Here is a 25,726-nt window from a genome sequence, read left to right as displayed (position 1 = left end):
GATGGCTACGGATTTAAAAAATTGCTTTTTGTTGAACTGTCACGATGTGGAGACTTAAGAACTTCATTGTTTGTTAAACGTAATACCCAACCGCCCTGAGGTGCAAGTTGAAAAGACATTGCACCCAGGTTTGTCGTTGAAACAGCAACAACCTTAAAGCGTTCGTTCTGATCAGCTACAAGAGTGGCTTTATACTTCGACAAATGTTTTATAAAAGACAGGTCCGGATGAACCGCCAATTCCCGATCCTGGCCATTGATGGCGGCAATGTACCAGTCATCCCCACTCTTCTTTGCTACAATAGCACAGCTACCAATATGGCTTTGCGGAAGCACAATACTACTATCCCATGTGGCAGGCAGATCACGAATAAAAGGAAGAACAGCTTTAAACAATGGATCATTGACCAGTTTAACCGGATTTTCGGCTATACATTGAAAGGGCGACTCCAGTAAATACAAAAGAGCTAATTGATGAGTCAGGGTTGTAGCCCCCCTATTGCTGAAAAAACCAGGTGTATAGTCGGCCGGCCCCACCACAAACCTCGTAAAAGGTAGTGCTGTGTTATGCCATGCAGGAATAGGTTCGTTCATAATATTCAGCTCCATCCCTCTCACCCCTTCCCGGGTCATTTCGTTAGGAAAAGTACGGAACTCCCCGGTGGATGTATGGCAACCGTGAAAGTTAACCATTAGATTTTTGCGGGCCGCGGCTTTCAGGAAGTTAATTTCAAAGTCGATGAGATCCTTTGCCTCACTGTTCATAAAATCTATTTTGATGCCGGCAATACCCAGGCGGCTTAACGTATCCAGGAAAGCATCACGGTATACCGAATCCCTGAGAAACTTAGAATCTTTCCAAACCCATAATTGAATCTTTTTCTTTTTACCATAAGTCACCAAATCTTTTAACACCTCCCATTTCTTTACCCAGGCCTGTTCCCATCCATCGTCAATCAATGTATAATCATAATGAAGCTGAGCAGCTGCATCTATAATCTTTTTCTCAACTGAAGGATCCAGGTAATTTTCATCGCGGCTAATCCAGCTCCAGGCGCTTTTACCGGGTTTTATATAATCGGTATTTTTAAATAGCCTTTTGTCCGGAACAGGATTTAGAGCAGCCACTATATATTGATTGGCTAAACCATCCAGGTTTGCTGCCCAACCAATCACCCGCCAGGGAGTGAAGGAGCCGGCCGGGCTGTTTACATAAAAGCCTGTATCGCCTTCAGTAAAGTCCGCGGCTAAACTGTTGCCCCTGGCTTTTAAACGCATACCGCTGTAGTTATACAATGCGGCTTCCGTTATAAACAGGTATTGCTGGTTGGGCAATTGCACGATCAATGGCTTACCCTGAACCGGGCCTGTGGGAGAAATTTTATCTAGGCTATCCAACTGGGTTTGTTGCCATAAGCCGGCATAGGATTTTAACTTCCAGTTATTGGTACGTTCAAAAAACCAAACAGGGCTGTTACCATCTAAAACAAAACTGGTTTGTTCACCTGTAATATGAAGCCGTCCCTTTGGTAAATGATAACGAAACGCACAACCGTTATCAAATACAGCAAACTCAATGATTGCTTTACCTAACCTAACCTCGTATCTTTTGTAGGAGACGAGCCGTTCTCTATAATTATTTTTAAGCAAACTTAAAGACACTTGTACATCACTGGTTTCAATAAGTTCCGGTAAGACTCCAGGCTCAATCAAAGGCAGGCCGGCAATGCTCAGGCCCAAACGGGACTTGAGAATCAGCGGCTGTGTATCTTTCTTTACGGTATAAAAAGAGCCCTCTTCATTTTTAATTACCTGAATTATTAATGAACCTGAAGGGCTTTTAAGAATCAACTGTTGCGCTGCGCTGTGGCCGGTAATTGATGTAGTAAGTAGTATAACAATACTTAAGGTAATGATGCGCGCCATACCCCAGGTATGAACTATACAGGCAGCACCTAACAAACGCTTAGATCTTGTAAAACTATATATCCTGCCTGCGTGTTTCATTATATACCTGTTATTTACCGATGGGGGAAAGAATGATTTTATTATAGTTGAAATGTAATAGTACGGGAGGCCAGTGTCCTTCTGCCATCGGGTCTGAAATCGAATGCATAATATAATTGAATCTGCTGTCCTCCTTCAACACTACTGGCTCCTATGATTGCCGGATACCAGGCTTTGGGTCCGTCTTGCAGAAGTAATCTCGGACTTTCCCAGGTCTCGGCATTGGAGCTTGCGGAAATGTATAATTTGCCATCCCAGCCATGCCATATCATTACAAATTTGTTCAGGTAAGTATTCCAGTGAACAGAAGGATTAGAGCCAGGATTCATTGTAAGCGGAGATAACGCGGTTTGTTTACCTCCGAGGCCCGGTTCTGAAAAAGACCCGTTATACCATTTTTTCCAGGAACCTACGTAGCCATTCTGGTCAGATGAAACAGCCATGCAAATAGAGGTGACGCCTGTAGCAGGTGTGTAGTAACAATAGTATTTGCTATTTAGATGGTTGTAAATAACAGCTCCATCTCCAAGGCCTGACCAGGACGGCGTTGTGGGCTTATCTAACTCATGCTTTAGTATCTGGTAAGGTGCGCCCCAGGATCTTCCACTGTCGCTAGAATAAGCAACTCCAATAGATTTATAAGCATACCAACCCTGGGTGGTTCGCGGATACCAGTGCGTTTCCGCATGAAAAAAGCCTGCCAGGCGACCATCGTTTAATTGTCTCACTCCAATAAACCACATGCCCCCATCATTGAAACCATTAGCCGTACCGTTATTGGGCTGATTGCCTCCAAATACAGGAGTTAAAGGATTGAGCTGACCTAAATGATTTTGCAATAACGGAGAGCCGGCCACTGTTCTGTAATTGCGGTACCTGGCCCAAAAGCCATAGTACTGATTACCTAATTTTATTAAAGGGATGGCTCCGTCAGTATAATACCCGCTATCAGAAGGAGGGAACGTGCTCTGGGATAAAATGGAGCGATCTCCCAATGTAAAACTCCAATCGGCTGTCAAAGAGGCTTTCTTCAATTCAGAACTATCTTTTACAGGACTGTCGTGTTTACTACATGAATTCCAGTAAGAAAGTAGTGGAAAGGCAAATAAAACAAGTGAAAATTTAATCATGTGAAAAATTTTAACAGTGAAAAAATTTTTGATCTTATATATTATTTAAGCATTGTTCCCCTGATCAAGATGCGCCCCAGGTAAATGACCGACTGATCATATTTTTCCGGGTGTGCTTCAATGTCTGCTCTTTGATCTGGTGATAATATCTTTAGTTTATCAGATTTTTGTGAAGACACATAAACTTTTACATCGTGTGTACCCTTCGGCAACTTCACTATATCGAACTGTCCCCGATAACGGTTATTGCAATAGGCATTGAACCGGTTTAAGGCAATGGCATTTGTTGCGTCTGTCATTTCAGCCTGGTAATACATAAAACTCCCCTGCTTGTGTTTGGTTAGATGCGTCGGCTTGCCGTCTATGATCCATTCCAGCTGTCCGACCTCAGGACCGCCGATATCAAAAATGCCCAACATATCACCTTTAAAACGGAAGCTAAATGAAGCACCAGGCTGAGACGCGGTAAAGACCTCACTAAACCATCCCTTGAATTTTTTAAGATTGGAATTAAGATCAGTATCGATGGATTGCCATCCATTGTTATCATCAGCGATATGAGCAGGCACTACCATCGTAGCCTCATCCCAGTCCGCAGTAATTAAAGGCGTGGGTAATTCCTTTTTCCTGTTTTGTTGCTGCAATTCCATCTTTGACAGAGAACGTGCTATAGCTGCAGCATAAAGATTACCGCCGGCAGTTGTAGGGTGGATACCATCTTCAGAAAACATAATCTTATCCAGGTATTGCGCTCCGCCGGTCTTCCAAACCAGCTTACCAGCCGCTTCCAGGCTTGCTGCTTCCATACCTAACTGAACAGAAGGAAGACCATAATAATCCGCCACACGCTCCAATCCTTTAATATTTGCAGGCAGTTCATTTTTTTGATAAAATGCAGTCTGACCGGTTAAAATAGTATAGAGCAGGCAAATCTCAGTTCCGGGTTGCCGCCTGATAGCCTGGCGGATCATTCCTTCCATTCCATCAGGATATGCTCCATTTACAGCAAACTCAATAAAAATAAGATCAGGATTATATTGCAATACCTGTTCTCCTATCCGGAATGCCCCTAACTCAGTACCCGTACCGGAAACACCTGCATTGATCCATTTAAAACGAGACTTAGGAAAATGCTGCTCTAAATAATGAGCAGTCTGCAGCCGGTAACCCCAATTAGCCTGGGTAATACTGCCGCCTATAAAAGCAACTACGAGCTCCTGCCCTTTCTTTGCCTTTTCGATAAAACCAGGGATACCCAGACGAACCTGGCATTCCATCTTATTTTCATAACTACCAGGCTGCACCGAAGTAATGCCCGATTCAGGTATTTCAAAATAAACAGGCGAAGCACCAGCCTGTGAGGCTGCTATCTTGTCCCTGTCCATATTGGACTGACATAACCCTGCAGCCGGCAGCAGCAGGCTCATTATTACAAAAGCATACAGGCATACTTTATTCGTTTTCATTGAATACAATCTGTTTAGATATTGTCCTGGATTTATCATCTTTAAACGTAAGCGTTACAGCTATCGGTTCATTCATGGCCAGTTTATTGTAGCTCCATTCATAGGGATATTGATTGACCTGTTGTATTTTTTTATTACAGGTTATGGTAACAGCGCAGTTCTGTAACGGAGCTGTTTCTGCAAACCCATAAAAGGTATCCCAGCCAAATGGTGAACGGATACGAAAGAGAAACACCTTGCCCCAAGGCGCGCCCAGGTCGATCACTTTCATACCATTTTTAACAGGTGGATAGTTTTTAGCAACAACTGCAGATTCCAATGGGAGTGCAATTGCTTTAAATCCTTTAGCAGGCAGGGTAACATTCATCACCGCATCCTTAAAATCGGTGGACTTAGATTTACCATCAGCATCATAACCCAATGCCGCACCGCTTTTTTTAGCATTTATTTTCGGTGACCATTTCAAATTGAAGGTCTGTTCTGTGGCAGCTTCCGACGAGAGCAATACCCAGAATTTCTTGTCAGACACGGCCGTCACATAGTTGATCTCCGGATTGCTGACAGATACCAGTCCTTTTTGCATATGTAAGGATACCTGTTCATCATCGAAGACTTTACCTTTACCACCGCCATAAACGCGGTTATTAAACCATACAAAGCCCTCTTGTTTACTATAAGGGAATGATATATTTCCTCCGGACCGCTGGATCGTTTCGGTGATCAAATAATCGAGGCTGAAAGCCATATGTGCAGGTATATGATGATAATAAACCGAACTCACATCAGGACCTTTATAAGGGAATTCAGCTGACATAGGTACATCAGTAAGTCCTGTTGCATAGTAACCCGGATAATTAGCATAGCGCCCGATAACACTATTGCGGGCATAGATTTCATAAATAGGTTTTTGAGTGAACTGGTACAGCCGCAGTAAATGAGGAGCCCAGCTGCTCATAAATACCGGGTGCACGTTTTGCCCCTTTACTCTTGTGAAATAGGTACTCGGCTGCTCCAGGCCCAGCCCTACCGGAGACACTACCCATTCGGGAACTTTCTTTTCCTGTACATCGCCTTGTTTTCTTGGAAAACCTAAGCGGTAGGGAGCATTGCCCTTCCACCATATACGCGTAACACCGTCATAACGACCACCCGGGTGAATCGTTTGCAACTGGTTGTCCACTTTAGGATAGCTTCGTATTCCTGCAATGGTAAAATAGGCACCATAACCCGCGGCTTTCAGCCATTTATCATTTTTCGTGGTTTCGTACAAGTCGAGCAGATCCCACCAGGGAGCATAAAAAGAAGCATTATAAAAAGGGATATGGCTTAATAACTTATTGGTATTGGCATAAATCTTTTGCTGTATAAAATTGTCAGCATCTTTTTCAGCTATGGCCAGCCATTTCTTTTGCCCGGTTAACCGGTAGGCCCATAGCGCCTGGTTCCATTTATGAAAGTCGGTGGAATAACCCTTTACCGCCCTGAGCGTATCTGCCGGCAAGGCAATACTATTCAGCCATGGATTCAACTCACCCAACAAGCGGTGGAGGCCCAAGTAATAAGATGTCGTAAACTGTGACTTGTAAGGATTTAGTTGCAATGTTTCGCGGGTAGCGTTAAATGCAGTGGGTACAATATCTGTGGCCCATCTATAGCCGCTCCTCGAAATAGTAAACTCAATGGTAGGTAACGAGCGCGATAAATACAGCTCTTCATCATCTTGTAATACGGAAAGCGACACGTTGAGTAAAGGCGTAGCATTCACCACTGTTGGAGCCGTTTTAGGATCGCCTTCAATATCATAAAAACCTTTCAACTCAGGCGCCCAGCCGCCCGCGCTATCATTCTTTGCCAGTTCGATCATATTGAACACCGCATCGGTGAGAGAAGCACCCTGCTGTTTCCTGTAATCCTTTACTTCGAATACTTCGTTAGAAACATCGTCTAAGGCACTGTCCCAATCTCCGGTAGTTATACCGATAACAAAATGACGGTCGATCAGCTGATCCTGCTGATACCGGGAATCCTTCATGCCGAACACCGGCGAAAACATTACCGGCTGTAGTTGGTTCTGCTCATTTTTTAAAGTAAACCCAACGGGCGAAAAATCTACCGAACCCCAGTCCCTGGGAAATGATTTCAGATCCGCTGCCACATAGGTCGATACCAGCCCCTGTTCTGTTTTAGCAGACACGATAGCAAGTGGTTGTTGCATCATGGAGGAGAGCATCATTTGTGGACCTTCAGATATTCGCTTGTATTGAAACATCGGGGCCATCATCACATTATGCAGTTCAGGGTCGGCAATAGCCTGGAACGCAGCTACTCCCATACTGTAATAACCCGGGCGTGCTGTCTTGCAGGTCAAACGTAAATCAATATGTTTTTTACCCGATGGCAGCGACCATAGTCCGGTAATCACAGAACCGTTGCGCGTTATGTATTGCACTTCGATCGTTTGTTGATCAATGGCAGTGGCAGATACCGGAATGGCTTCGCTAAAGCTCCCCGCCTGAAAAGGATTAAACTCATCTCCCGGCTTACGTACTTCATACTTTTTTCCTTCGAAAAGAAAATGTGCATTCAACTTTTTATTATCCCAGGTAGGATAATACTTATTATAGTCAATTGCGGCTGTGTCATCATAGATAAGATATATTTTATGATCTTCTATTGAACTGCCTGATTGCAGCCACTTACCATCCTTTTTAATTTCGGTTTTGCAGGCAATAGCTTTTTGATTAGCACCGCCCCTGACGAACTGCAGCCTAAGCACCTCGTTATGGATAGTTGCGATTGTTTTGTCATCAGCCTGCAGCCCAAGCGGGGGACTTACTGCCTGTTGCCGATCAGACAAAACCGTTTGTTCTTCTGGTCTTACCCTCCACGAAAGAATAGTTTGCTTGTTTAACTTGTTTGGATTAATGCTACCGTCCTGTACCAGAAGTATAGCATCGCAACGGCCATAATTAAAATTATGCAGTCTTAAAAGAGCGGGTGTCTTTTTCAATGCTAATTCACCCACTTTTTCCCATAAATATCCGGGCTGACCATGACCTCCTGCCTTACTGAGGGTAATATCTCCAACTGATAGTTGTACAAATCGCGTACTGGGATTCACATCAAAATCGGGTGTTCGCATCCACACGGTAAAGCTACCGGCCTGCTTTACATCGATCACGGTGAGTGCGTCTGTTGCCTCATCACCAGCTCCTCCTAAATAACGCAGCACCTGACCACTGATCGTCTCCCTGTCAGGCTCTGTAAACCACTTGCCTTTAAACTGGAAGTCGGTTCCCAGCAACAAGTATTTTTCCTGCTGTGCAGAAACATCCGCCATTACAAGGATCGTCATTAAAAGCAATACTGTTCTCATTGTTCTATTGCAATGCATTATTTATTTTTTAATCGAACCGGAAGCTGTATACCTGAAGCCCGTATGGATTTATATTTACCTGATTGCCCCAGGAAAACGGGATTCGTTTACCATCTGCCGATAAGCAGCTGATGCTTTCTAATTGCAAACGATGCCCGGTAATAAATCGTGATGAATTAATCTGCAATGTTGCCTTTTGCGCATCATCATCATTGTTCAATACAAACAGGTAGAACTTTTTTGTTTTCAGGTTGAGTGCGCATAGGTAATCAATATTGGGATTGTTAAAAGATACGAGCTGATCCATCAATGCCAGGCGGGCCTGCTCACCAAATATTTTACCTGCATCAAATCCAAAAGTTTTATGAGGCCCTACCTTAGGGGTTACAAATCCCGAAGGAAACGCTATACGCCCTCCCGACCTCTGTGACAACTCAGACATCAGATAATCTGTTATCCAGCCCACCTGCCACCAGGCATGGTGCGGAAAAGGTCCTGCGCCCTTATTCATAGCACTCCAGTAATAAGAAGCTACACCTGTAGCAGGATCAACAAAAGCATCTTTGGCTAACGCTGCTGTCCTGGCCATTTTAAGGAAAAGAGAATCTTTGGTCAACTCAAAAAAGCGAACAAACATACCGGCGTGACTGGCCAATAATATAGGTCCGCTGGGATTGGCCGAACCCAAAGTTCCACCATGTTCAAAGCTTAAACCCACCTGACTGATCTGCCAGTCTTCTAAAGATCTTGCACCATTTTTCTTAGTGCTGCGATCCGGAATCGGATGGGAATATATAGACGTGGTGTAATACTGTGCAGTTGTGATCGCCGCTTGCTTAAACCTAATCTGCTTTGTTATATCATACAGGTCCAGCAAGGCCTGGGCACTCTGGGCAGTCGCAAAATCGGGTGCAAACCTGGCATCGCCACAAACGCCCAAGAAATAACCGGGATCAACTGCATTCTTTATAAACCAGTCTGCTGATTGCAACGCAGCATCTAAATATTTTTTATCTCCCAATATTTTGTAGGCAACCAACAAGCCATAAAATGTAGGCCGGTAATCTTTTTGATCGGTGAACATCGGTTTTTGAGTAGCATTATTATAAGCTACTTCCCAATAGCCCTCCGGCTTCATCTTTGCAAGCAGCCAGTCTGCCGCCAGTCGCAGTTCGCTCTCTAATTTTGGATGGCCCGGTTCAAATAATAAAACATTCCCGATATCAAGCATCATGTAATAGGTGGTAGCAATGGGCTCCGTATAAGCGCCCCATTCTTCAGTAAACCGTTTGGACCGGTACAGGTAATACTGACCTGCAGCCGCACCTCTAAAAAATCCCTCACCGGTATGTTGCTGCGCCAGTTTAAAATTCAACGCCTGTGGTAACCGCGTATGTTGTAGTATAGAATCGCCTGTTATCGTTCCCAGCATCCACATCGCCCCATAGTCAGCATTTTTTACAGCATCCTTTTCAGATCCATGAACGCCTCCCAGGTACTCCTGGGCGCCAATAATAATACCCTTATAGTCAAATGTGCGCCACCGCGAAGTGCTGTCATTTTTGACATAGCTCAGTAATTGTTCCATTCTTTGCGATAAAGACAAATGTGTTTGCTTTAAATGCAATAGCTGGTCAAAACGATAGACGTCATTAACTACATGCTGGTAAACAGGATACCAGTTTTTATCCTGAATAGTAAACCTGAAGTCGAATGATATGGACTCCCCTTTATTTAAAAATGATTTTTGTTGTCCCAGTACAGGATGATACAATGTAGGCATTAATTGCCCATTACGATTGATCATAGATAAACCCAATAACCAATCAGACTGGGTAGATTTATCTGACAGCCAGGGATGCCTGGCTGTACCTGGCTCTGCTGTTACTGCCATCGTAACACCTTCTTTGCTGGTTAAAATGGATGTAAGTGCAGCAGCGGTCCTTTCTCTTACAACTACAGGAAGATCGGGAATGCCGTGACCATAGGCGTAAGCATCTACAAAATTATTATTAATTGCTCTCCCCTGGAAAATACCGGGTATAACGGCCCAATCAAATTGTTTTTTATCATTTACTGTTAAGGCCGGCGTGGCTATTGAATAGTAGCCTGCAGCCCTGGCGGTTAACCTGATAGTAACCCTGAAGTCATGCATATAAACAGGATCTGGTTTCCATATAGCTTCTATATCCGCTACATCCGTTTGCTGAGAAAAGACAAGCGTATTTCCTTCACTCCTGCATTGTTGAGGGTAGAAAGAAATAGCATCTCCTTCTTTGTTTAAGGACACAGCTGAAGTATTGGCCTTCCATGTAGGAATTATATAGCGATATTCCGGCTCGGGAAACAAAACCTCTCCTCCCTTTTTATCTTTAATCACCTGGGCATCCATCCCCGGCTGGGTTTTGCTATACAGTATGGTATATTGCCCTGACACTGCTGACAAGGAACGCCATTGCTGCTTTCCGTTTACCTGTACTTGTTGCAACTGATAGCCCTGCTTGGTATATACCCAATTCATACGCAAGCCACCATTTTCCAGTTTAGGTGCTTTTAGCGACTGGCCATACCCGTCGGTAATAAACGCGGATAACAATAACACTGTCTTAAAAATATATAAGCTCAATCGGTTCATTCGTTTGGTTATTGAGTTATAGTAATATCCATTTCTTTAACTGTAGATGCGGACTCTTTAACGTTTGCATTGGTTGCTACAAATGTTACTTTATAGACGCCTGGCTTAGTATATACACGCCGGTACTCATACAAATTCTGTGATATATTTTTAATCGTCTCACCCTTGTCCGGGTTGGTTTTATTAGGATTAAATTGCTTGGTGATCACCCAATCGTCATCCAGAGTGAGCGGATTGCTAACCGTCAGCAGTTGTACGGAAGTGACACTCCATTTGGTTGTAGGCCCACTGAAGTTAAACGAGCTCCATCCGGCCGTTGCTATTGTGGCAATAGCGGTTTCTTCCTTTTGCTCATTTACGCTTTTAAGATCAAATGAACGGATCACCCATCGGTTCTGGGCAGATTCGGGTTTTACTACTGCCGTCCTATAGCGAAAAGCTAATGCCATATTCTTATTGCGTGCGGCAAATTCGCTTAAGTCAATATTACCTGAAGCGGTTTGATCCTGCCCCGAGGACAATATTGCTTTACTGGTAATATCTTCCCAGGTTGCGGCGAGTACATTCGTTGAATCATACTTTCCATTGAAATCGGTAGAGATCAGCAACTTCAATGTACTCTGGTCTACGGGCGATGGTCCGTATTGAGCATAGCTTTTAAAGTTCAGCCCAATAGTATTGCCCTGCACTATGGTTCTTTCCCGAAACTCATACTTGCGTCCTGCTTCACCCGACCAAAACACTATATTATCCGGCTTACCATTCAATACAAAACGTATTGGCTCTCCTACCTTATAAGTGGTTTTTTCAGGTGTTACCGAAAAGTCTTCAACTGAGCCCAGCTCATAACGCTTTGTGCAGGACACAAGCGCAGCCGACAGAATCATTGCAGCTATAATTTTTTTCATAAACATAGTATTACCAGCCTGGGTTTTGTTGAATATTGGGGTTAACAGCCATTTCACTATTAGGTATCGGAAAGAGAACGGAACGTCCGGTTATCCTTTGTGCCTGGGCAATAGCGGCATCTCTTAAAGCCGCAGGCATATTAGATTGATACTCCCTGATCTGGTTCTGCATGGTTGAGGGATAAATACCCCATCTTATAAGATCATGTTTGCGTAGTCCTTCAAAAGCTAATTCCCTTAAGCGCTCACTCATAATTAATTCCTGGAAATCCTGCTTTGACAGTCCCGCAGGTGCATCTATTGCTGCGTCGGGGATCGCCGGGTCATTTCCGTAGCCTCGCCTTCGAACCATATTGATTGCTTTATAGGCCTGTTCAGAAGGGCCATTATTAACCTCATTGTCGGCTTCTGAATACATCAATAGCACATCGGCGTAACGCAATAAGGGCCAGTTGGTGCCGGTATAACTTTGATCACGCGGTAGCAATGTTTCATATTCCCTTCTCCATTTACCGTTGCTTCTTTCATATAACTGGTCTGCCGCCCATGCTGTTCTTACAACAGTTTGCCCGGCCGTTACAAATCTAAAAGGTGCAACCGTCCAGTCTCTGCGCAAATCCCCCGCTTCGTAAGCATTGTAAAGCTTGGCAGTAGCATGCACATAATCATATCCATAACCGGTATCTATATTGCCACAGGTAATGCCGTTATAGCTGCCAATCATACCTCCTTCCTGTATTTCACCTTTATTGGCTCCTTTAAATTCTACTTCCCAGATCCCCTCTCCTATATCGAATACCTCCTTAACATGATTAATATATATCTGCTTAAAATCCGGATTAAGTTTGTGTACACCAGATTGTATTACACTGTCTGCATATTTTCTCGCCTCTGCGTATTTCGATACATCATTCAGCGGAGCGCCCGCCATGGTTAAATACACCCGGGCCAGTATACCCTGAACAGCTGTTTTGGTAATACGTGTGTTATAACCATAGTCAGAAATATTCCGTACAAGACCTTCCGCTTCCTTCATATCTTTGATGATCTGTTCGTAGATCTGTGCAACCGGTGTACCCGGCAAGGGAGCTTCTTCCGGACTTTTAGTTGACTGAAGCTTTAAAGGCACCGACCCGAACTCGTCGGCAAGCATGAAATAATAGTAAGCCCTTAAAAAAAGTGCCTGTCCCTTGATCTCATTGCGTCTCTGCTCACTAATTTCTTTAGGCTTATTGATATTCTCCAGTAACATATTGGCTCTTTCAATCCCCACATAGATAGACTCCCAATGGCGGTTCACCTCAAGTGTGGATGCGTCTATGATATTGGCGTTAATACCAGAAGTTTGGTTCTTCATAAAAAACTCATCGCTGAAAACAAGGTAGCAGGCCATACCCTGTGAGTACATGCGGTTATCGCCCAGGCGGTCATATACACCAGTAAGTGCCGATTCGAGGTCTTTTTCATTATTGTAATAGTTTACAGGAGAAATAAAATCCTGTGGTGTAGTATCCAATATCTTGTTACAGCTACCGGTTGCAATTAGTATTATAGCCAGGATACAACAGTAAATTAATTTCATTCGCGGGTATTTATTAGGTTGAATCGAATGGAATATTTTTATATATACTTCTTTATGAAAAGAATTTTTATGCAGACATTTCATGTTAAAAGCATTTATCGTTAAAAAGTTATATTCATACCAAGAGTAATGGTTCTGGCTCTTGGGTAAGGACTCCAGTCAAAACCCGGTGTTAGCGCAGTATGCCGCACCGATACTTCGGGATCAAGGCCCGTATATTTTGTCCAGGTTATCAGGTTTTGAGCAGAAGCATGCAAACGTGCAGATTGTATCTTCCATTTCTTCATCAGCGTTGAGGGAAAATTATAGCCAAGCGATACTGTTTTTAAACGGATAAATGATCCGTCTTCAATGTTACGGTCAGAATATACATTGGGTCCGTAACCACCCGCAACGGGCAATAAGCTACTTTGATTATCTACCGACCACCTGTCTTCATAGGTCTTAAACATATTGACGTCCCGCCGGGCTTCTGCTCCTTCAAAAACGATCCGGTTGGCATTTAATACATCGTTTCCGTAAGACCATTGCAAGAAAACGTTCAGATCGAATTGCCGGTAGCGGAAATTATTGGAAAAGCCACCAATATGCACAGGATTAGGATTCCCGACTATGGTTTGATCATTCGCATCTACAATCCCATCTCCATTGATGTCTTTATACTTAATAAAGCCGGGTTTAATATTTGCCCGGTCACCCCCGTTATTCGGCACTTCCGGTTTCAGTTCGTAGCTGCCGTTGGGCAATGTATTGAAATCGCTCAGCTGATATAGCCCATCGAAAACATAGCCGTAGAACAGGGCCACAGGCTTTCCGGGTAATGCTATATAAGGTAATGAGGTATTAAAATTTCCGTTCCAGTTAGAAACCCGGGTCAGTAAGCTCGGCTGGTCGCCATTTAACTCTTCAATCCTGTTCCTGTTAAAAGCAATATTGAAATTAGAGGTCCAGCCAAAGCGCTCCGTATTGACATTTACAGTATTGAGCGTTAACTCAAATCCCCGGTTCGACACAGTACCAATATTTTTAAATGCAGTCAAATAGCCGGTAGATGTGGGTAAAGAAGCATTCAACAATAGATCTGTAGTTCTTTTGTAATAGTAATCTGCTGTGAAGCTGATCCTCTCTTTCAGCAAGCTGATATCAAACCCTGCATCCAGGTTGGCGGTGCGCTCCCATTTCAGATTCTCATTACCCACCAACACAGGCACCGTTCCCTTAATGTAGTTACCATTGAAGTAATAACCACTTCTTGTATTGCCTGTATTTGCGCCTACTTCCTGGTCCAATACGCTCAGGTAAGCAAAGTCAGAAACCCTGTTATTACCGGTAATACCATAGGAAACCCTGAGTTTGGCAGCCGAAATGGTTTTTACCGGTTTCAGGAAGGACTCATTTCCCAGGTTCCAGGCAAATGCGGCAGAAGGGAAATTACCCCAGCGGTTGGCAGGAGCAAACTTGGAGGAACCGTCCGTTCTAAAAGAGGCCGTAAACAGGTAGCGCGAGTTAAAAGCATAATTAACCCGTCCTAAAAACGATACCAGGGTAGCATAAGAAGCCGAGGTAGTTTTGTTCATCACCGTTCCCTGGTCGAGCCCTTTAACTCCTAATACTTCATTAGGTACTAAAATAGATACAAATCCATTGCCCTCCGTGCTGCTGCGTTGCATTGTTAACCCTGCAACTGCATCTACACGATGTTTGCTTTTAAACGTGCGGTTAAACGTAAGAATATTTTCGTTGAGGAGATTTTTGACGCTTAAATTATCAATGGAGCCGTTGATGCCGTAAGTCGCTCCATATACAGTACGCGGATTTCCTGCAGCAGTTTTAGAATTGTTAAACCGCTCAAAACGCATATCGCTTTCCGTTAACCCGCCGTTTACCCTAAGCTTAAAATATTTAAGAAATGAATACTCCAGGAAAGCGTTGGTAAAAAAAGACTTATTAAGTACGTGCATGTACATGTTGTTCGAATTCACCACCGGGTTAACCCTTAAATCAGCATTACCCACTACATCATCAAAAGGCTGATCTATAAAATCATCTTCATTACCCGAACCGGTTACCGGCCGGTATCCCCAGGTGCTGAACAATAGATAAGACGAGGCATTACCGGCTGAGGAGCTATTCAAATCATCGCTTGTTAAATTGGCGATCTGGCCGTTCTTAATTGCCTGGGTGTAGTTCGTATTAATGCCCGTCCTGAAATTCTTACCAATACGCTGTTCTATCTGGAAGCGCCCCTGGTACCTGGTGAAGCCACCGTTGATCACAATACCATCCTGGTCTAAAAAAGAACCACTTAAAGAATACTTAGTTGCAGCAGTCCCACCTCTCAAAGAGATGCTATGGTTTTGCATAAAGGCATCGCGAAAAACATAATCCTGCCAGTTAATACCTTCCTCCTCTTTATAGGACTCTAAGGTTTTGCCATCCTGAAAGTATATCTGCTCACCAATAGAACGATTCAATTCCAGCTGGTATTTTACAAATTCATAGGCACTCATCACGGGTATTTGCTTGGGCAGGTACTGCATACCCAGCCAGTTATTATAAGACACCACAGGAGGCCCTGTCTTACCTTGCTTGGTCTTGATCATAATAACACCATTAGCGCCCCGGGCTCCATAAATAGCGGTAGAAGATGCGTCTTTCAATACTTCTATTGATTCTATATCATCAGGGTTAATGGCATTGTTATCGGGGTTCTCTACCGGGAAACCATCAATAACATATAAGGGCGCATTGGATTGGGTGATAGAATTGCCTCCCCTGATCACTATATTACTGGTACTACCGGGCTGCCCGTCGTTAGAACTAACCCTTACGCCGGCCACTCTTCCTGCCAGTGCATCTTCAAACGATGGCACAGGCGCCTTTTCCATATCTTTCATATTCACAGAGCCAACCGCCCCGGTTAAGTCTTTACGTTTTACTTCTCCATACCCGATTACAACTACATCGTCCATCACCTGGTTATTGGTCACCAGTTTTAGGGGATATTGATTGTCCGCCGTAATCTTTACAGATTGGGTTGTATAGCCGATCATAGAAACGATCATTACATCCTGCTCGCGTATATTAGCAAGAGTGAACCTGCCCTGTGCATCTGTAAGTACAGAGGCTGTTTTGCCTTGAATAGTAATAGTAACACGGGGTAAAGGACTCCCCTTTTCGTCTGTGACGGTACCCGTTATCGTTTTTACAGCCTGTGCCAGGCAGGCTAACGGAATGCCGATGGCAAATAATAATAGCAGCGTTAATTTTCGATTCATATGCAATAATCCTTATTTAAAAAGCTGGTTTATAAATGGGAGAATAATCGTTGTATTGTAAGAAATAACCATCCTGACTTTACCACATACATTGGCATTTGCTGAACCTTACAAGGTCTGCTCTCAGGCAATGGCAACGCGGGCAATGACAAACTACATTTAAGCATTTTACAATCGTTATAAATAAAAATAGTCTGGTCTGGACTGGTTTGGCATTGCAAACATAGGAAAATATTTATTTCGCAACTAATTTTTTTAAATGAACCGGATGACGCAAAGCAATTTGAAGCTTATTTGAAATATTCCGCCTTAAACAGGTAACTTAAATCTGTTCTGGTTTGGTTTGTTTATTACTTTTGCAAAAATGGTCATATGAATGCAGCAATGTCGGCAGCTATCAAAGACGCCAAAATGCCAAAAGATAAAATGAAATATCAGCAGCTGGCTGATTACATTATTACACTTATAGAAAATGACGAGTTGCATATCGGCGATCAAATTCCCTCGCTTAAGCAATTACAATTGCAGCTACAAATGAGTAAGGAAACATTACTCAAAGGATTAAATGAACTGGTAGAAAAAGGTATCATTGAATCGGTATATCGTAAAGGTTATTTTGTAAGAAAAAAAACGATCCAACATAATTTCCGCGTATTTCTGTTACTTGATAAAATGAATATTTTGCGCGAGCAATTCTACCGGAATCTTTTTAACCAGTTACAACCCCGCGCCGATATTGACATCTACTTTCACCATCATAATTACCAGGTGTTTGAAAAGCTGATCAGGGAAAACCTGGGAAAATATACTCATTATGTAATCGCTACCTTTTTGAAAGAAGATGTAGCACCGCTATTGAATCTGATACCAGATAAAAAAAGGATCATTATCGATTTAAATCAACAGGGATTAAATGGCCATTACACCTGCATTTACCAGGACTATGGCTATGACATTTTTCATAGTCTTCATAAGCTAAAAGCCGAATTGGCCAAATATCAACGCCTGATCCTTGTTGCCCATTCAGAAGCTATTCATGCCAGGCTGGTAATAGAAGGTTTTTTACATTATTGCACCGAAATGGAATGCCCCTACCTGATCCAGTCCGAAATAGATGAAAAAAACTTTCAAAAAGGTAATGCCTATGTTACCTTTAGCCGTTATGATACCGACGACGTAAAGCTGATTAAGCTGGCCAGGAAAAAAAAGTTGAAACTGGGCAAAGATGTCGGACTGATCTCTTACAACGACACGGAAGTAAAAGAGATACTGGAAGATGGCATCACCGTTATCTCAACAGATTTTGATGCCATGGGTAAAACCGTTGCCCAGGCTATATTAGACGATAAGATCATTGTAAAAAGAAACACGACCCGGGTGATCAAGAGACTTTCTTTATGATGAAAATAATCCTGTTAACTTCAATACAGCCTGCTAACCTGCATAAATAAGCCCATGCAAAAAGCAACAGGTAGCAACAAAGCCCTTATAGTTGATATATTGACAAAAGCTTTTGATAACAATAAAAGCGTCAACTATATCATCAAACAAGATGAACGCCGAATAGAGCGTATCAGGGAGTTGAGCAGTTACTCATTTGAAATATGCCTGCGGTTCGGCGAAATATTTATTTCCGAAGACAAAACTGCCTGCGCACTCATCCTTCTTCCCGACAAGAAGCGAACAACAGCGGGATCCGTTATATCCGACCTCCGGTTAATTATTAAGGCAATGGGATTATCCAATCTATCAAAGGCACTGAAACGTGAAAAAGCAATTAAAAAAGTACATCCCCCCGGCTTACTTTATCATATATGGTATATCGGTGTTGAACCCCAACACCAGGGCAAAGGTACCGGGTCATTGTTGCTTAAGGACCTGATAGCCAGGGCCGGAAATCTTAACAGGATACCCGTATTGGAAACTTCTGCAAAAAATAATATCCCCTGGTATCAGAAACATGGATTTACTATTTACAGCCAGCTCCATTTCGGATTTGACTTTTATTGCATGAAATTATAGCCTGGGAAATACAAGATCAATGGGATAATTCGATGGGGAATTGTACCATTCATGCTCCCTTTCAAATTCATGCTGGTAAAAATACCGATTCAGTATTAGCCTAAGCATTAAGCCTTTTTAGTTTCTCCAACATATTAGCCCTATATAGCGCCTTTGTTTCAGCCGACAAAAAGGATTTTTCGATCAAAGACTTTGTAAGGTTCCCCTTTGTCTCAAACTGCTCAATCATTCTTAACGCTCTGCTACTAACAATACCTAAGCGGTTAGCAAGCTCCATAAAATCTGCTCTGCCATAATACCCATGCGTTAAATAATGATCCGAATTCATATCTCCTTCATAGAGGTCCAGCGCTGTATCAGCCTCATGCGGCGTATGTATAACGGAACACATTAAATCGTAAGCAGGCGTGAGTTGATACTCTCCTGTTTCCATCCGCATCAGCGAAAAATTTTTTAAATGTGCATCTCCATTGGAGAATACATAGTTAAATATAACCAATTGAAAAAACCGCTCCAATGCAGGGATGGCGGCAGCCACATATCTTTTAATAAGTAAGCCGATTTCTTCATAGGTACCATCATACTTATATGCTATTCCATGTGTATCTTTAGTACGATTGGTCAACTGCGCAAAGTCCTCCTGCATCAATTTATTTCCATCCGGCTGTACATCGAATCTTCGGGTGATATAAGCCGGCTGTTGATCTTTAAAATAAATGAGCCCGCTTTCCGCCGCTTGAATACCGTAAACCTGCCGGGCAATCTGCATGGTCAAATGCTCATTTTCCGGGGCGTCGTCCGCGTACAGTAATTGTTTTGAAGCGGAAACCGGTTTTAAAATATACATACCGTTTGTATCGGAAAGTACAAGTTCGTTCTCCTCTCGCCTTACTGAATACTTTAGTTGAACTCCTGAGATGGATAACCGTTTGGAATGTTCCTGGAAAGCCCGCAGGTTATCAGCTTTTGGTGCATCAAAAGATAATGTAGCTGGCACCTTTGCTTTATCAAATAGCCGGTCCCTACACTTTACACAATACCCTACTCTCACTTCAGTATAACACCCTAAACAATTCATCATCCTCTGGTTTTATGGTTATAGCACCAATTGTATCATCGCGGCTGGTTAGCAATAGCCTGGTAAAATCGTCATTTTCATCAATTTTATAAAGCCGGCATTGTATGTCTTTATTTATTCCTTCGGACAGCATGCCATAGAAAAAGGGAAATAAGGTAGAAGAACGGTATTCTCTTTGGGATTTTGGCAAAGTAAGACTGATCGCCGGAAATTTAGAGGCTACAAAATAATCCTCATCATATCGAAAAAGATATTCGCCATCATCATCTTTTTCTATCACCCCTGCGAGGATCCCATTATTATACACAAGCCCTTTCATGATATTTTAAAAATTATGTTCTTTAATTCGATCCTATCCACTCACCTTCTTTATCTGGACAATAATTTCAAGGCCCAATATGTCAAGCAACTTACTAAGTGTAATAAAAGATGGATTACCTTTTCCATTTTCGATTAAGTAAATAGTCTTGGCTGTAATGCCCGTCATCTCAGATAGATCTTCCTGGTTAATAGCCAGGAAGTCCCGTCGGTCTTTAATCAATTTTCCAATTTCAATCAATCCCATCCGAAATATATTTCTGTTTTAAAGTAAATTTAAATTAAAAAACGGAAAAGATTTATACTTTCAGAAATAAATTTCCGAAAAATATCAAACTCTATGTAAATAATTTAAACTTAAGCTGAAATGCATTTCCGATTTTGAGGGGGAAATTGATGCATGGGCTAACAGTCCAAAACTTTTATAACCGGGATTTTATTAATCGGGCTTCTATTACCTAAAGAACAATTTAAAATTGTAGACGCAACATACAAGTTTTAATGACTATTCTTATTGGAATATGTCCAACCATAAATCCAGTCAAGCTGTTGAATTTGCTTGCCAATGAAGAAGCCAATGAAGCGATCACGGAACCACGCTGCTATTGGATTCGTTTTCGTTTTAGTATTACCTACTTTTCTTGCGCTTTTTATTACTTTTTCTACTCTGGCTTGACGTTCGGATTGAAAAATGCGAAACGCAGTCTCATAGTCTTTATGTGATTTTAATAGCTCAGCAATAACAACGGTATCTTCCAATGCCAGGGATGCTCCCTGCCCGATATGTGGAGAAATACCATGTGCAGCATCTCCGATAAGACAAACTCTTCCCTTATACCAATGCAAAAGCTTAGGTACATCATAAATAGGGTATGCAATAATCTCGTGGCTGTTTTTGATTATTTTGGAGAATAAAGGATCATCGTTCTTATGAACACTTGCTAAATGGTCCTGAATCTCAGTTTTCAGTGTTTTTTCTATTTCGTGTGGCTTTGGCTGTTGCTCCCTAAAATAGTTATTAAACCACCAAACTTCACCATTATTGGAAACTGAATAAGCAAAGAACCCTCTTTTACCAAAGGTCATTCTTATTGAATCAAGAGGTTTTGAAAGTTCAGGAATTTTTGCATAACCACCGGTAGAGATGAGCTTCGTATATTGAATTGCAGAGACCTCTTTAAACAATTGATTTCTCACTTCAGAAAACATCCCATCACAGCCAATCATAATATCAGCGCTGGCTGTAGTTCCGTCGGCAAAATATGCGGTTACCTGTTCATTTGCCTCATGATACCTGACAAATTTTTTATCGTACCATATCTTTATGCCAGCATTAGTTGCCGCTATTCGTGCATATTTATTGAGGTTTGCTCTTTTCAGCTGAAAGGTCTCCACTCCATATCGCTGCTTCTGATAAGCTGTATCCAGCTTTGCTATTTGTTTGCCTTTGGAATTAAAAAACTTTATGGAACCAGGCGTACAATCTTCTTGGAGCATGTCCAAATCAATAAATTCTTTCAATACATTTAGTCCGTTAGGCGTGAAGCCCAAAAAAGCGCCCTCTCTTGTATTGCCTTCAGACCTCGATTCAAATATTTCAGACTCGAAACCTATTTTTTTCAATTGTAAGGCCAGTATTGGCCCTGCCACACCTGCACCTATTATTATTGCTCTTTTATTCATTGTGTTTTTCTTTTACTTTTAATGCGGATACCAGTAAAAAATTGAGCGCAAAAAATACTGCCACTCTTATATAATTTAAATTGCGCCATTGTGCTGCTTTCTCTTGTAAGAGCACATCAATAGTATCGCTATATGGTAATTGCTGAAACTCCATAATAGTCGGCGCAAAATAGAGCAATGTCCATACCCTAACTGTAATGTGCCCGGCAAGAACCAGTACAATTAAATTTCTTCGTTTCTTTATCTTCCAGTTAAAAACTAAAGCTGTAATAAAGATTAATTCATGTATCCCATGTGTTACTATCCAGAACAGTTTAAAATCCAATCCATAGGGCTTTTGAAAAAAAATTAAGGAAGAAGGCGGGGCTGTCGTCCACGCGGGAACCATCAGAACGGTTTCCCATAATTGTGCTCCATTCATTATAAAGTAAGCACAAATAGCATAGAATAGCCATTTGGTAGCGTTTGAGTATTGATAGGTATTGTTCATGTTTAAGATTGATATTACTGCCTATGTTCTTAACGACCGTTTGGGTAGTCATCAGGCTATGGAATTTTTTCTAACTTTGATTTTGTTTATTCTTTGCATAACCTCACGGTACAAAACTATCACGCTATCAAAAGATGGGCTTGCAAAAAAAGGAGACAAACTTGCAAAATAAGGAGCAATGGGATTTGAATTAAGAAATGATGAAAAGGCATTTAAAATGGCCTTTGATAAAAATGACTTGAGCAATCACGGTTTTAAAGAAGATGCCTTTAAAATAAACATCCCATTTGGACAATTAACAGCTAAACAATGGCTTTTTGATGGTATCAAGATCCTGTATTCTGAAACTGATCTTGATAAACCAACCGAACTGGATTGGAAAGGAGATGCGGAATTAGTAACCATGCACTTTAATTTGCAAGGAAGCACTTCCATAAAACAAGATGGGATGAGCCATTCCTTTGAGTTAAATGGAAATCAGCATAATTTATTCTATGGCACCAATGCTGAAGGCAAAATGAAGCTTGATGAATTGCGGATGAGATCATTTATGATTCAATTTGCAAAGGATTCTTTTTTGGCGATATCTAAAGATGGGAATGACTCTCTTAAACAGTTTGCACATAAAATAATTTCGGGAACACCTATAGCATTTTCAAATTTTAATCTAAATATCGATCTGCCTTTACAGAACTGTATTAATTCAATTTTGAATTGTAATTATTCGAATGATTTAAAAAGATTATTTCTTCTTTCAAAAACAATTGAACTGCTTGTTTTGCAAGCGGAATCATTTAATAACTTTCAAAATTCAACATCTGAATATATAAAATCTGATTACGACAAAGAACGAATTGTATTTGCCCGTGATTATCTGGTAAAAAATATTGAGTCGCCGCCTACGCTGGTAGAATTGGCAAGAATAGCAGGTATCAATGAATACAAACTGAAGCGAGGCTTTAAAGAAATGTTTAATCAAACAGCTTTTTCTTATTTATCTGACTTACGTTTAGACCTTGCACAAAATAACCTGCTCGAAGGCAAAAAACAAGCTACCGAAATAGCATTTGAATTAGGCTACTGTTCATTGCAGCACTTTAGTAATGCATTCAAGAAAAAATTTGGTATTACTCCAAGCCAGGTAAAACGTTAAAGCTAAAAGTCTACAAAACCAGGCAATGAATTTATCCGGGGCAGCACAGGAAAGAACGCTATCACCGGTCGGGAAACTGCGAAAACAGACAGTTTGGAAACATAGTAGGTTTCGGGTTTTCTGACACAACACACATTATAATCTTTGCAACAGAATTTTAAAACGAAAAACAATGCAAAGATTTAAAGACAAATTCGCACTTATCACTGGCGGAACAAACGGAATGGGATTTGCCACAGCTCAGCAATTTATCAATGAAAAGGGTAAAGTAATCATCACAGGACGAAGTGCTGAAACGGTAAACAAAGCAGTAGAAAAATTAGGGCAAAACGCCTTCGGCGTTGTATCCAATGCAGGAAGTATGAAAGACATTTTTCGCTTGCAGGAACAAGTAAAACAATACACAGAAAACATCGACGTTCTTTTTGTCAACGCAGGTTACGGAAAATTTGCTTCTGTAGAAAATGCGGACGAAGTCCATTTTGACGAGTTGTTTAATATGTTGGTAAAAGGAACATTTTTTACCGTGCAACAACTTTTACCTTTGATGAAAAACGGAAGTACAATTATCTTAAACACATCTTTTGTAACAGAAGTAGGAACCGCCAATTTTTCCGTTTATTCAGCTGCAAAATCAGCCGTGCAATCTTTTATTAAAACTTTTGCAGCAGACCTTACAGAAAAAGGTATTCGCGTGAACGGCATCAGTCCCGGACATATCAAAACCAACATTTTCAATAACACAGGTCTGAACGCTGAACAGATTGACGAAGCAATACAAAACATTATTCCTTCAATACCGTTCAAAAGACTAGGCGAACCTTCAGAAATTGCCCATGCCGTATTATTTCTTGCATCGAGGGAAGCTTCATACATACACGGAACGGAATTAACGGTAGACGCAGGAATTTCAGTTATAAAATGATAACGCAAGGCGCTATTCATTAATCCAAACCTACTTAAAGTTAAAAAGTCTGAAGTATCTACTTCAGACTTTTTAACTTTTGGCGGTGAGGGCGGGATTCGAACCCGCGGTACAGTTTAACCCGTACGGCAGTTTAGCAAACTACTGATTTCAGCCACTCATCCACCTCACCAAAAGGGATGCAAATATAAGGGAAAAGTTTCAAGATTATATGCTCTTTAAAAATGTTTTTTTTAGCGATTTTACATCGCAGCTAACTGCACTTTCTGATGCAGCTCCAGCACATTCTCACGAAATAACGCGTCGGTATCCATGAGGTCTTTAACTGTTTGACAAGAGTGTATAACTGTAGTATGATCACGTCCGCCAAAATGTTCGCCAATAGTCTTCAAACTATTTTTGGTAAAGGCTTTGGCCAGGTACATCGTAATCTGTCGGGCCTGCACTATTTCGCGTTTACGGGTCTTTTGTAATAACTTATCGTAGGCTACATCAAAATAATCGCACACCATTTTCTGAATGGTGTCGATCGTAATTTCTTTGCTGGATGATTTAATAAAGTTTCGTAATACTTTCTTAGCCAGCTCCAGGTCAATATCCCGGCGATTCAATGAAGATTGCGCTAAGAGGGAGATCAGAGCGCCTTCCAGTTCTCTTACATTGCTGTTAATATTATAAGCAATATATTTCACCACTTCTTTAGGCATATCCAAACCATCAGCCTTCATCTTCCTTTCGAGTATCTCAATGCGGGTTTCGTAATCTGGGATCTGAAGATCGGCACTCAGCCCCCAGCGGAAACGACTCAGCAAACGCTCCTGTACACCGTCCAGATCTTTGGGCGATTTATCGGACGTAAGAACAAGTTGCTTTCCAGACTGGTGCAAGTGATTGAATATCGCAAAAAAGGCATCCTGTGATTTTTCAGCTTTACTGAAAAATTGCACATCATCTACAATTAATACATCTATCAATTGATAGAAGTGTATAAAATCGTTAATGGCGCCATTGCGGCTATGATCCATGAACTGGTTGATGAACTTTTCTGAACTTACGTACAGTACTATTTTGTTAGGATGTAAGCGCTTTACCTCGTTGCCAATTGCCTGTACCAGGTGCGTTTTTCCAAGTCCTACCCCTCCATACACTACCAAAGGATTGAACGAATTGGCTCCGGGTTTATCAGCAACTGTTTTACCTGCTCTTCTTGCTACCCGGTTACTATCACCTTCCACGTAGGCATCGAATGTGTAATTCACATTCAATTGCGGGTCAATCTGCATTTTTTTAATGCCCGGAATGACAAAGGGATTTTTTACAGAGTTGTTCACCACGAGCGGAAAATCCATTTCGTTATTGGAATATGTTTTGTAACCCGTACCCGGCACATCCATTGTAAGCGGCTTATTCTTACTGTTACCGCTATCCACCATTATCCTGTACTCCAACCGGGCCTCTTTACCTAACTCACGCTTCAGTGTCTTCGCTAATAAATTTACATAATGCTCTTCGAGGTACTCAAAAAAGAATTGACTGGGTACCTGTATAACTAATACATTGCTTTTTAAAGAAATTGCCTTAATAGGTTCGAACCATGTTTTGTAATGCTGCCACTCTACTATATCTTTTATAATCTTTAAACAATTAGACCAAACTTTGTCGGCATTTTTCTCCAT

The 25,726-nt window shown here is 41.7% G+C and carries 18 protein-coding genes and 1 tRNA gene; 4 read left to right on the top strand and 15 right to left on the bottom strand.

The features are described 5' to 3' along the window. Positions 1 to 5: 5 nt before the first annotated feature. The 8 genes from ACLOAU_RS00095 to ACLOAU_RS00060 all read right to left on the bottom strand — a co-directional run bounded on the left by ACLOAU_RS00095 (position 6) and on the right by ACLOAU_RS00060 (position 16,381). The gene (locus tag ACLOAU_RS00095) at positions 6 to 2,006 is read right to left on the bottom strand and encodes a glycoside hydrolase family 97 protein (RefSeq protein ID WP_427859767.1); all 2,001 of its coding nucleotides are present in this window, start codon (positions 2,004 to 2,006) and stop codon (positions 6 to 8) included. Positions 2,007 to 2,047: 41 nt separating this feature from the next. Further along, complete coding sequence (locus ACLOAU_RS00090) at positions 2,048 to 3,136, bottom strand: hypothetical protein (RefSeq protein WP_427859766.1); 1,089 nt, start codon at positions 3,134 to 3,136, stop codon at positions 2,048 to 2,050. A 41-nt stretch (positions 3,137 to 3,177) separates the two neighbouring features. Beyond that, on the bottom strand, positions 3,178 to 4,602 hold the full coding sequence (locus ACLOAU_RS00085) for an SGNH/GDSL hydrolase family protein (protein ID WP_427859765.1): 1,425 nt from the start codon (positions 4,600 to 4,602) through the stop codon (positions 3,178 to 3,180). Beyond that, on the bottom strand, positions 4,589 to 7,978 hold the full coding sequence (locus ACLOAU_RS00080; protein ID WP_427859764.1) for a hypothetical protein: 3,390 nt from the start codon (positions 7,976 to 7,978) through the stop codon (positions 4,589 to 4,591). Before ACLOAU_RS00080 ends, ACLOAU_RS00085 begins: the two co-directional genes overlap by 14 nt. A 28-nt stretch (positions 7,979 to 8,006) precedes the next feature. Continuing rightward, positions 8,007 to 10,613: a glycerophosphoryl diester phosphodiesterase gene (locus tag ACLOAU_RS00075; protein ID WP_427859763.1), complete on the bottom strand. Its 2,607-nt coding sequence runs from the start codon at positions 10,611 to 10,613 to the stop codon at positions 8,007 to 8,009. An 8-nt stretch (positions 10,614 to 10,621) separates the two neighbouring features. Further along, positions 10,622 to 11,521, bottom strand: a complete 900-nt coding sequence (locus tag ACLOAU_RS00070; RefSeq protein ID WP_427859762.1) for a DUF5017 domain-containing protein — start codon at positions 11,519 to 11,521, stop codon at positions 10,622 to 10,624. Between the two features lie 10 nt (positions 11,522 to 11,531). Beyond that, positions 11,532 to 13,103 carry a RagB/SusD family nutrient uptake outer membrane protein gene (locus ACLOAU_RS00065; RefSeq protein ID WP_427859760.1) on the bottom strand — a complete coding sequence of 524 codons (1,572 nt, stop codon included), beginning with the start codon at positions 13,101 to 13,103 and terminating at the stop codon, positions 11,532 to 11,534. A 101-nt stretch (positions 13,104 to 13,204) separates the two neighbouring features. Continuing rightward, positions 13,205 to 16,381: a SusC/RagA family TonB-linked outer membrane protein gene (locus ACLOAU_RS00060; RefSeq protein WP_427859759.1), complete on the bottom strand. Its 3,177-nt coding sequence runs from the start codon at positions 16,379 to 16,381 to the stop codon at positions 13,205 to 13,207. Between the two features lie 372 nt (positions 16,382 to 16,753). On the opposite strand from ACLOAU_RS00060, the gene ACLOAU_RS00055 reads away from it, so the two are divergent. After that, positions 16,754 to 17,782: a winged helix-turn-helix domain-containing protein gene (locus ACLOAU_RS00055; protein ID WP_427859758.1), complete on the top strand. Its 1,029-nt coding sequence runs from the start codon at positions 16,754 to 16,756 to the stop codon at positions 17,780 to 17,782. Between the two features lie 54 nt (positions 17,783 to 17,836). Beyond that, entirely contained in the window at positions 17,837 to 18,403 is a 567-nt protein-coding gene (locus ACLOAU_RS00050; RefSeq protein ID WP_427859757.1) for a GNAT family N-acetyltransferase, read from the top strand. A gap of 100 nt (positions 18,404 to 18,503) precedes the next feature. Here the strand turns inward: ACLOAU_RS00050 and ACLOAU_RS00045 are convergent, their stop codons facing one another. From ACLOAU_RS00045 to ACLOAU_RS00025, 5 genes are all read right to left on the bottom strand, one after another. Then, entirely contained in the window at positions 18,504 to 19,484 is a 981-nt protein-coding gene (locus ACLOAU_RS00045) for a HipA domain-containing protein (RefSeq protein WP_427859756.1), read from the bottom strand. After that, the gene (locus ACLOAU_RS00040) at positions 19,456 to 19,800 is read right to left on the bottom strand and encodes a HipA N-terminal domain-containing protein (protein ID WP_427859755.1); all 345 of its coding nucleotides are present in this window, start codon (positions 19,798 to 19,800) and stop codon (positions 19,456 to 19,458) included. The genes ACLOAU_RS00045 and ACLOAU_RS00040 overlap by 29 nt, the downstream gene beginning before the upstream one ends. A gap of 33 nt (positions 19,801 to 19,833) precedes the next feature. Continuing rightward, entirely contained in the window at positions 19,834 to 20,046 is a 213-nt protein-coding gene (locus tag ACLOAU_RS00035; protein ID WP_427859754.1) for a helix-turn-helix domain-containing protein, read from the bottom strand. A 251-nt stretch (positions 20,047 to 20,297) separates the two neighbouring features. Further along, positions 20,298 to 21,482 (bottom strand): FAD-dependent oxidoreductase, encoded by a 1,185-nt coding sequence (locus ACLOAU_RS00030; protein ID WP_427859753.1) that lies wholly within the window; start codon positions 21,480 to 21,482, stop codon positions 20,298 to 20,300. Next, on the bottom strand, positions 21,475 to 21,972 hold the full coding sequence (locus ACLOAU_RS00025) for a transposase (RefSeq protein ID WP_427859752.1): 498 nt from the start codon (positions 21,970 to 21,972) through the stop codon (positions 21,475 to 21,477). The genes ACLOAU_RS00030 and ACLOAU_RS00025 overlap by 8 nt, the downstream gene beginning before the upstream one ends. Positions 21,973 to 22,150: 178 nt before the next feature. On the opposite strand from ACLOAU_RS00025, the gene ACLOAU_RS00020 reads away from it, so the two are divergent. Beyond that, complete coding sequence (locus ACLOAU_RS00020) at positions 22,151 to 23,125, top strand: helix-turn-helix domain-containing protein (protein ID WP_427859751.1); 975 nt, start codon at positions 22,151 to 22,153, stop codon at positions 23,123 to 23,125. Positions 23,126 to 23,297: 172 nt separating this feature from the next. Continuing rightward, a complete protein-coding gene (locus tag ACLOAU_RS00015; RefSeq protein ID WP_427859750.1) occupies positions 23,298 to 24,050 on the top strand; it encodes an SDR family oxidoreductase in 753 nt (250 codons plus the stop codon). A gap of 80 nt (positions 24,051 to 24,130) precedes the next feature. Here the strand turns inward: ACLOAU_RS00015 and ACLOAU_RS00010 are convergent. Then, positions 24,131 to 24,222: transfer RNA gene (locus ACLOAU_RS00010), tRNA-Ser, on the bottom strand. Positions 24,223 to 24,292: 70 nt separating this feature from the next. After that, positions 24,293 to 25,726: chromosomal replication initiator protein DnaA (gene dnaA, locus ACLOAU_RS00005; RefSeq protein ID WP_114789060.1), on the bottom strand; the 1,434-nt coding region annotated here is incomplete at its 5' end.

Origin of the sequence: Paraniabella aurantiaca (assembly GCF_050309965.1) — a bacterium.
In the GTDB taxonomy this organism is placed as follows: domain Bacteria; phylum Bacteroidota; class Bacteroidia; order Chitinophagales; family Chitinophagaceae; genus Niabella.
Note: the sequence above shows the minus strand (reverse complement) of the source record. Positions and strands in the feature narration are given on the sequence as shown.

What these genes read in the sequence shown, in the direction of transcription:
- ACLOAU_RS00085 (WP_427859765.1), bottom strand. Translation starts at nt 4,602, where the DNA reads ATGAAAACGAATAAAGTATGCCTGTATGCTTTTGTAATAATGAGCCTG.
- ACLOAU_RS00095 (WP_427859767.1), bottom strand. Translation starts at nt 2,006, where the DNA reads ATGAAACACGCAGGCAGGATATATAGTTTTACAAGATCTAAGCGTTTG.
- ACLOAU_RS00015 (WP_427859750.1), top strand. Translation starts at nt 23,298, where the DNA reads ATGCAAAGATTTAAAGACAAATTCGCACTTATCACTGGCGGAACAAAC.
- ACLOAU_RS00075 (WP_427859763.1), bottom strand. Translation starts at nt 10,613, where the DNA reads ATGAACCGATTGAGCTTATATATTTTTAAGACAGTGTTATTGTTATCC.
- ACLOAU_RS00035 (WP_427859754.1), bottom strand. Translation starts at nt 20,046, where the DNA reads ATGGGATTGATTGAAATTGGAAAATTGATTAAAGACCGACGGGACTTC.
- ACLOAU_RS00080 (WP_427859764.1), bottom strand. Translation starts at nt 7,978, where the DNA reads ATGAGAACAGTATTGCTTTTAATGACGATCCTTGTAATGGCGGATGTT.
- ACLOAU_RS00060 (WP_427859759.1), bottom strand. Translation starts at nt 16,381, where the DNA reads ATGAATCGAAAATTAACGCTGCTATTATTATTTGCCATCGGCATTCCG.
- ACLOAU_RS00055 (WP_427859758.1), top strand. Translation starts at nt 16,754, where the DNA reads ATGAATGCAGCAATGTCGGCAGCTATCAAAGACGCCAAAATGCCAAAA.
- ACLOAU_RS00025 (WP_427859752.1), bottom strand. Translation starts at nt 21,972, where the DNA reads ATGAACAATACCTATCAATACTCAAACGCTACCAAATGGCTATTCTAT.
- ACLOAU_RS00020 (WP_427859751.1), top strand. Translation starts at nt 22,151, where the DNA reads ATGGGATTTGAATTAAGAAATGATGAAAAGGCATTTAAAATGGCCTTT.
- ACLOAU_RS00030 (WP_427859753.1), bottom strand. Translation starts at nt 21,482, where the DNA reads ATGAATAAAAGAGCAATAATAATAGGTGCAGGTGTGGCAGGGCCAATA.
- ACLOAU_RS00090 (WP_427859766.1), bottom strand. Translation starts at nt 3,136, where the DNA reads ATGATTAAATTTTCACTTGTTTTATTTGCCTTTCCACTACTTTCTTAC.
- ACLOAU_RS00045 (WP_427859756.1), bottom strand. Translation starts at nt 19,484, where the DNA reads ATGATGAATTGTTTAGGGTGTTATACTGAAGTGAGAGTAGGGTATTGT.
- ACLOAU_RS00065 (WP_427859760.1), bottom strand. Translation starts at nt 13,103, where the DNA reads ATGAAATTAATTTACTGTTGTATCCTGGCTATAATACTAATTGCAACC.
- ACLOAU_RS00050 (WP_427859757.1), top strand. Translation starts at nt 17,837, where the DNA reads ATGCAAAAAGCAACAGGTAGCAACAAAGCCCTTATAGTTGATATATTG.
- ACLOAU_RS00040 (WP_427859755.1), bottom strand. Translation starts at nt 19,800, where the DNA reads ATGAAAGGGCTTGTGTATAATAATGGGATCCTCGCAGGGGTGATAGAA.
- ACLOAU_RS00070 (WP_427859762.1), bottom strand. Translation starts at nt 11,521, where the DNA reads ATGAAAAAAATTATAGCTGCAATGATTCTGTCGGCTGCGCTTGTGTCC.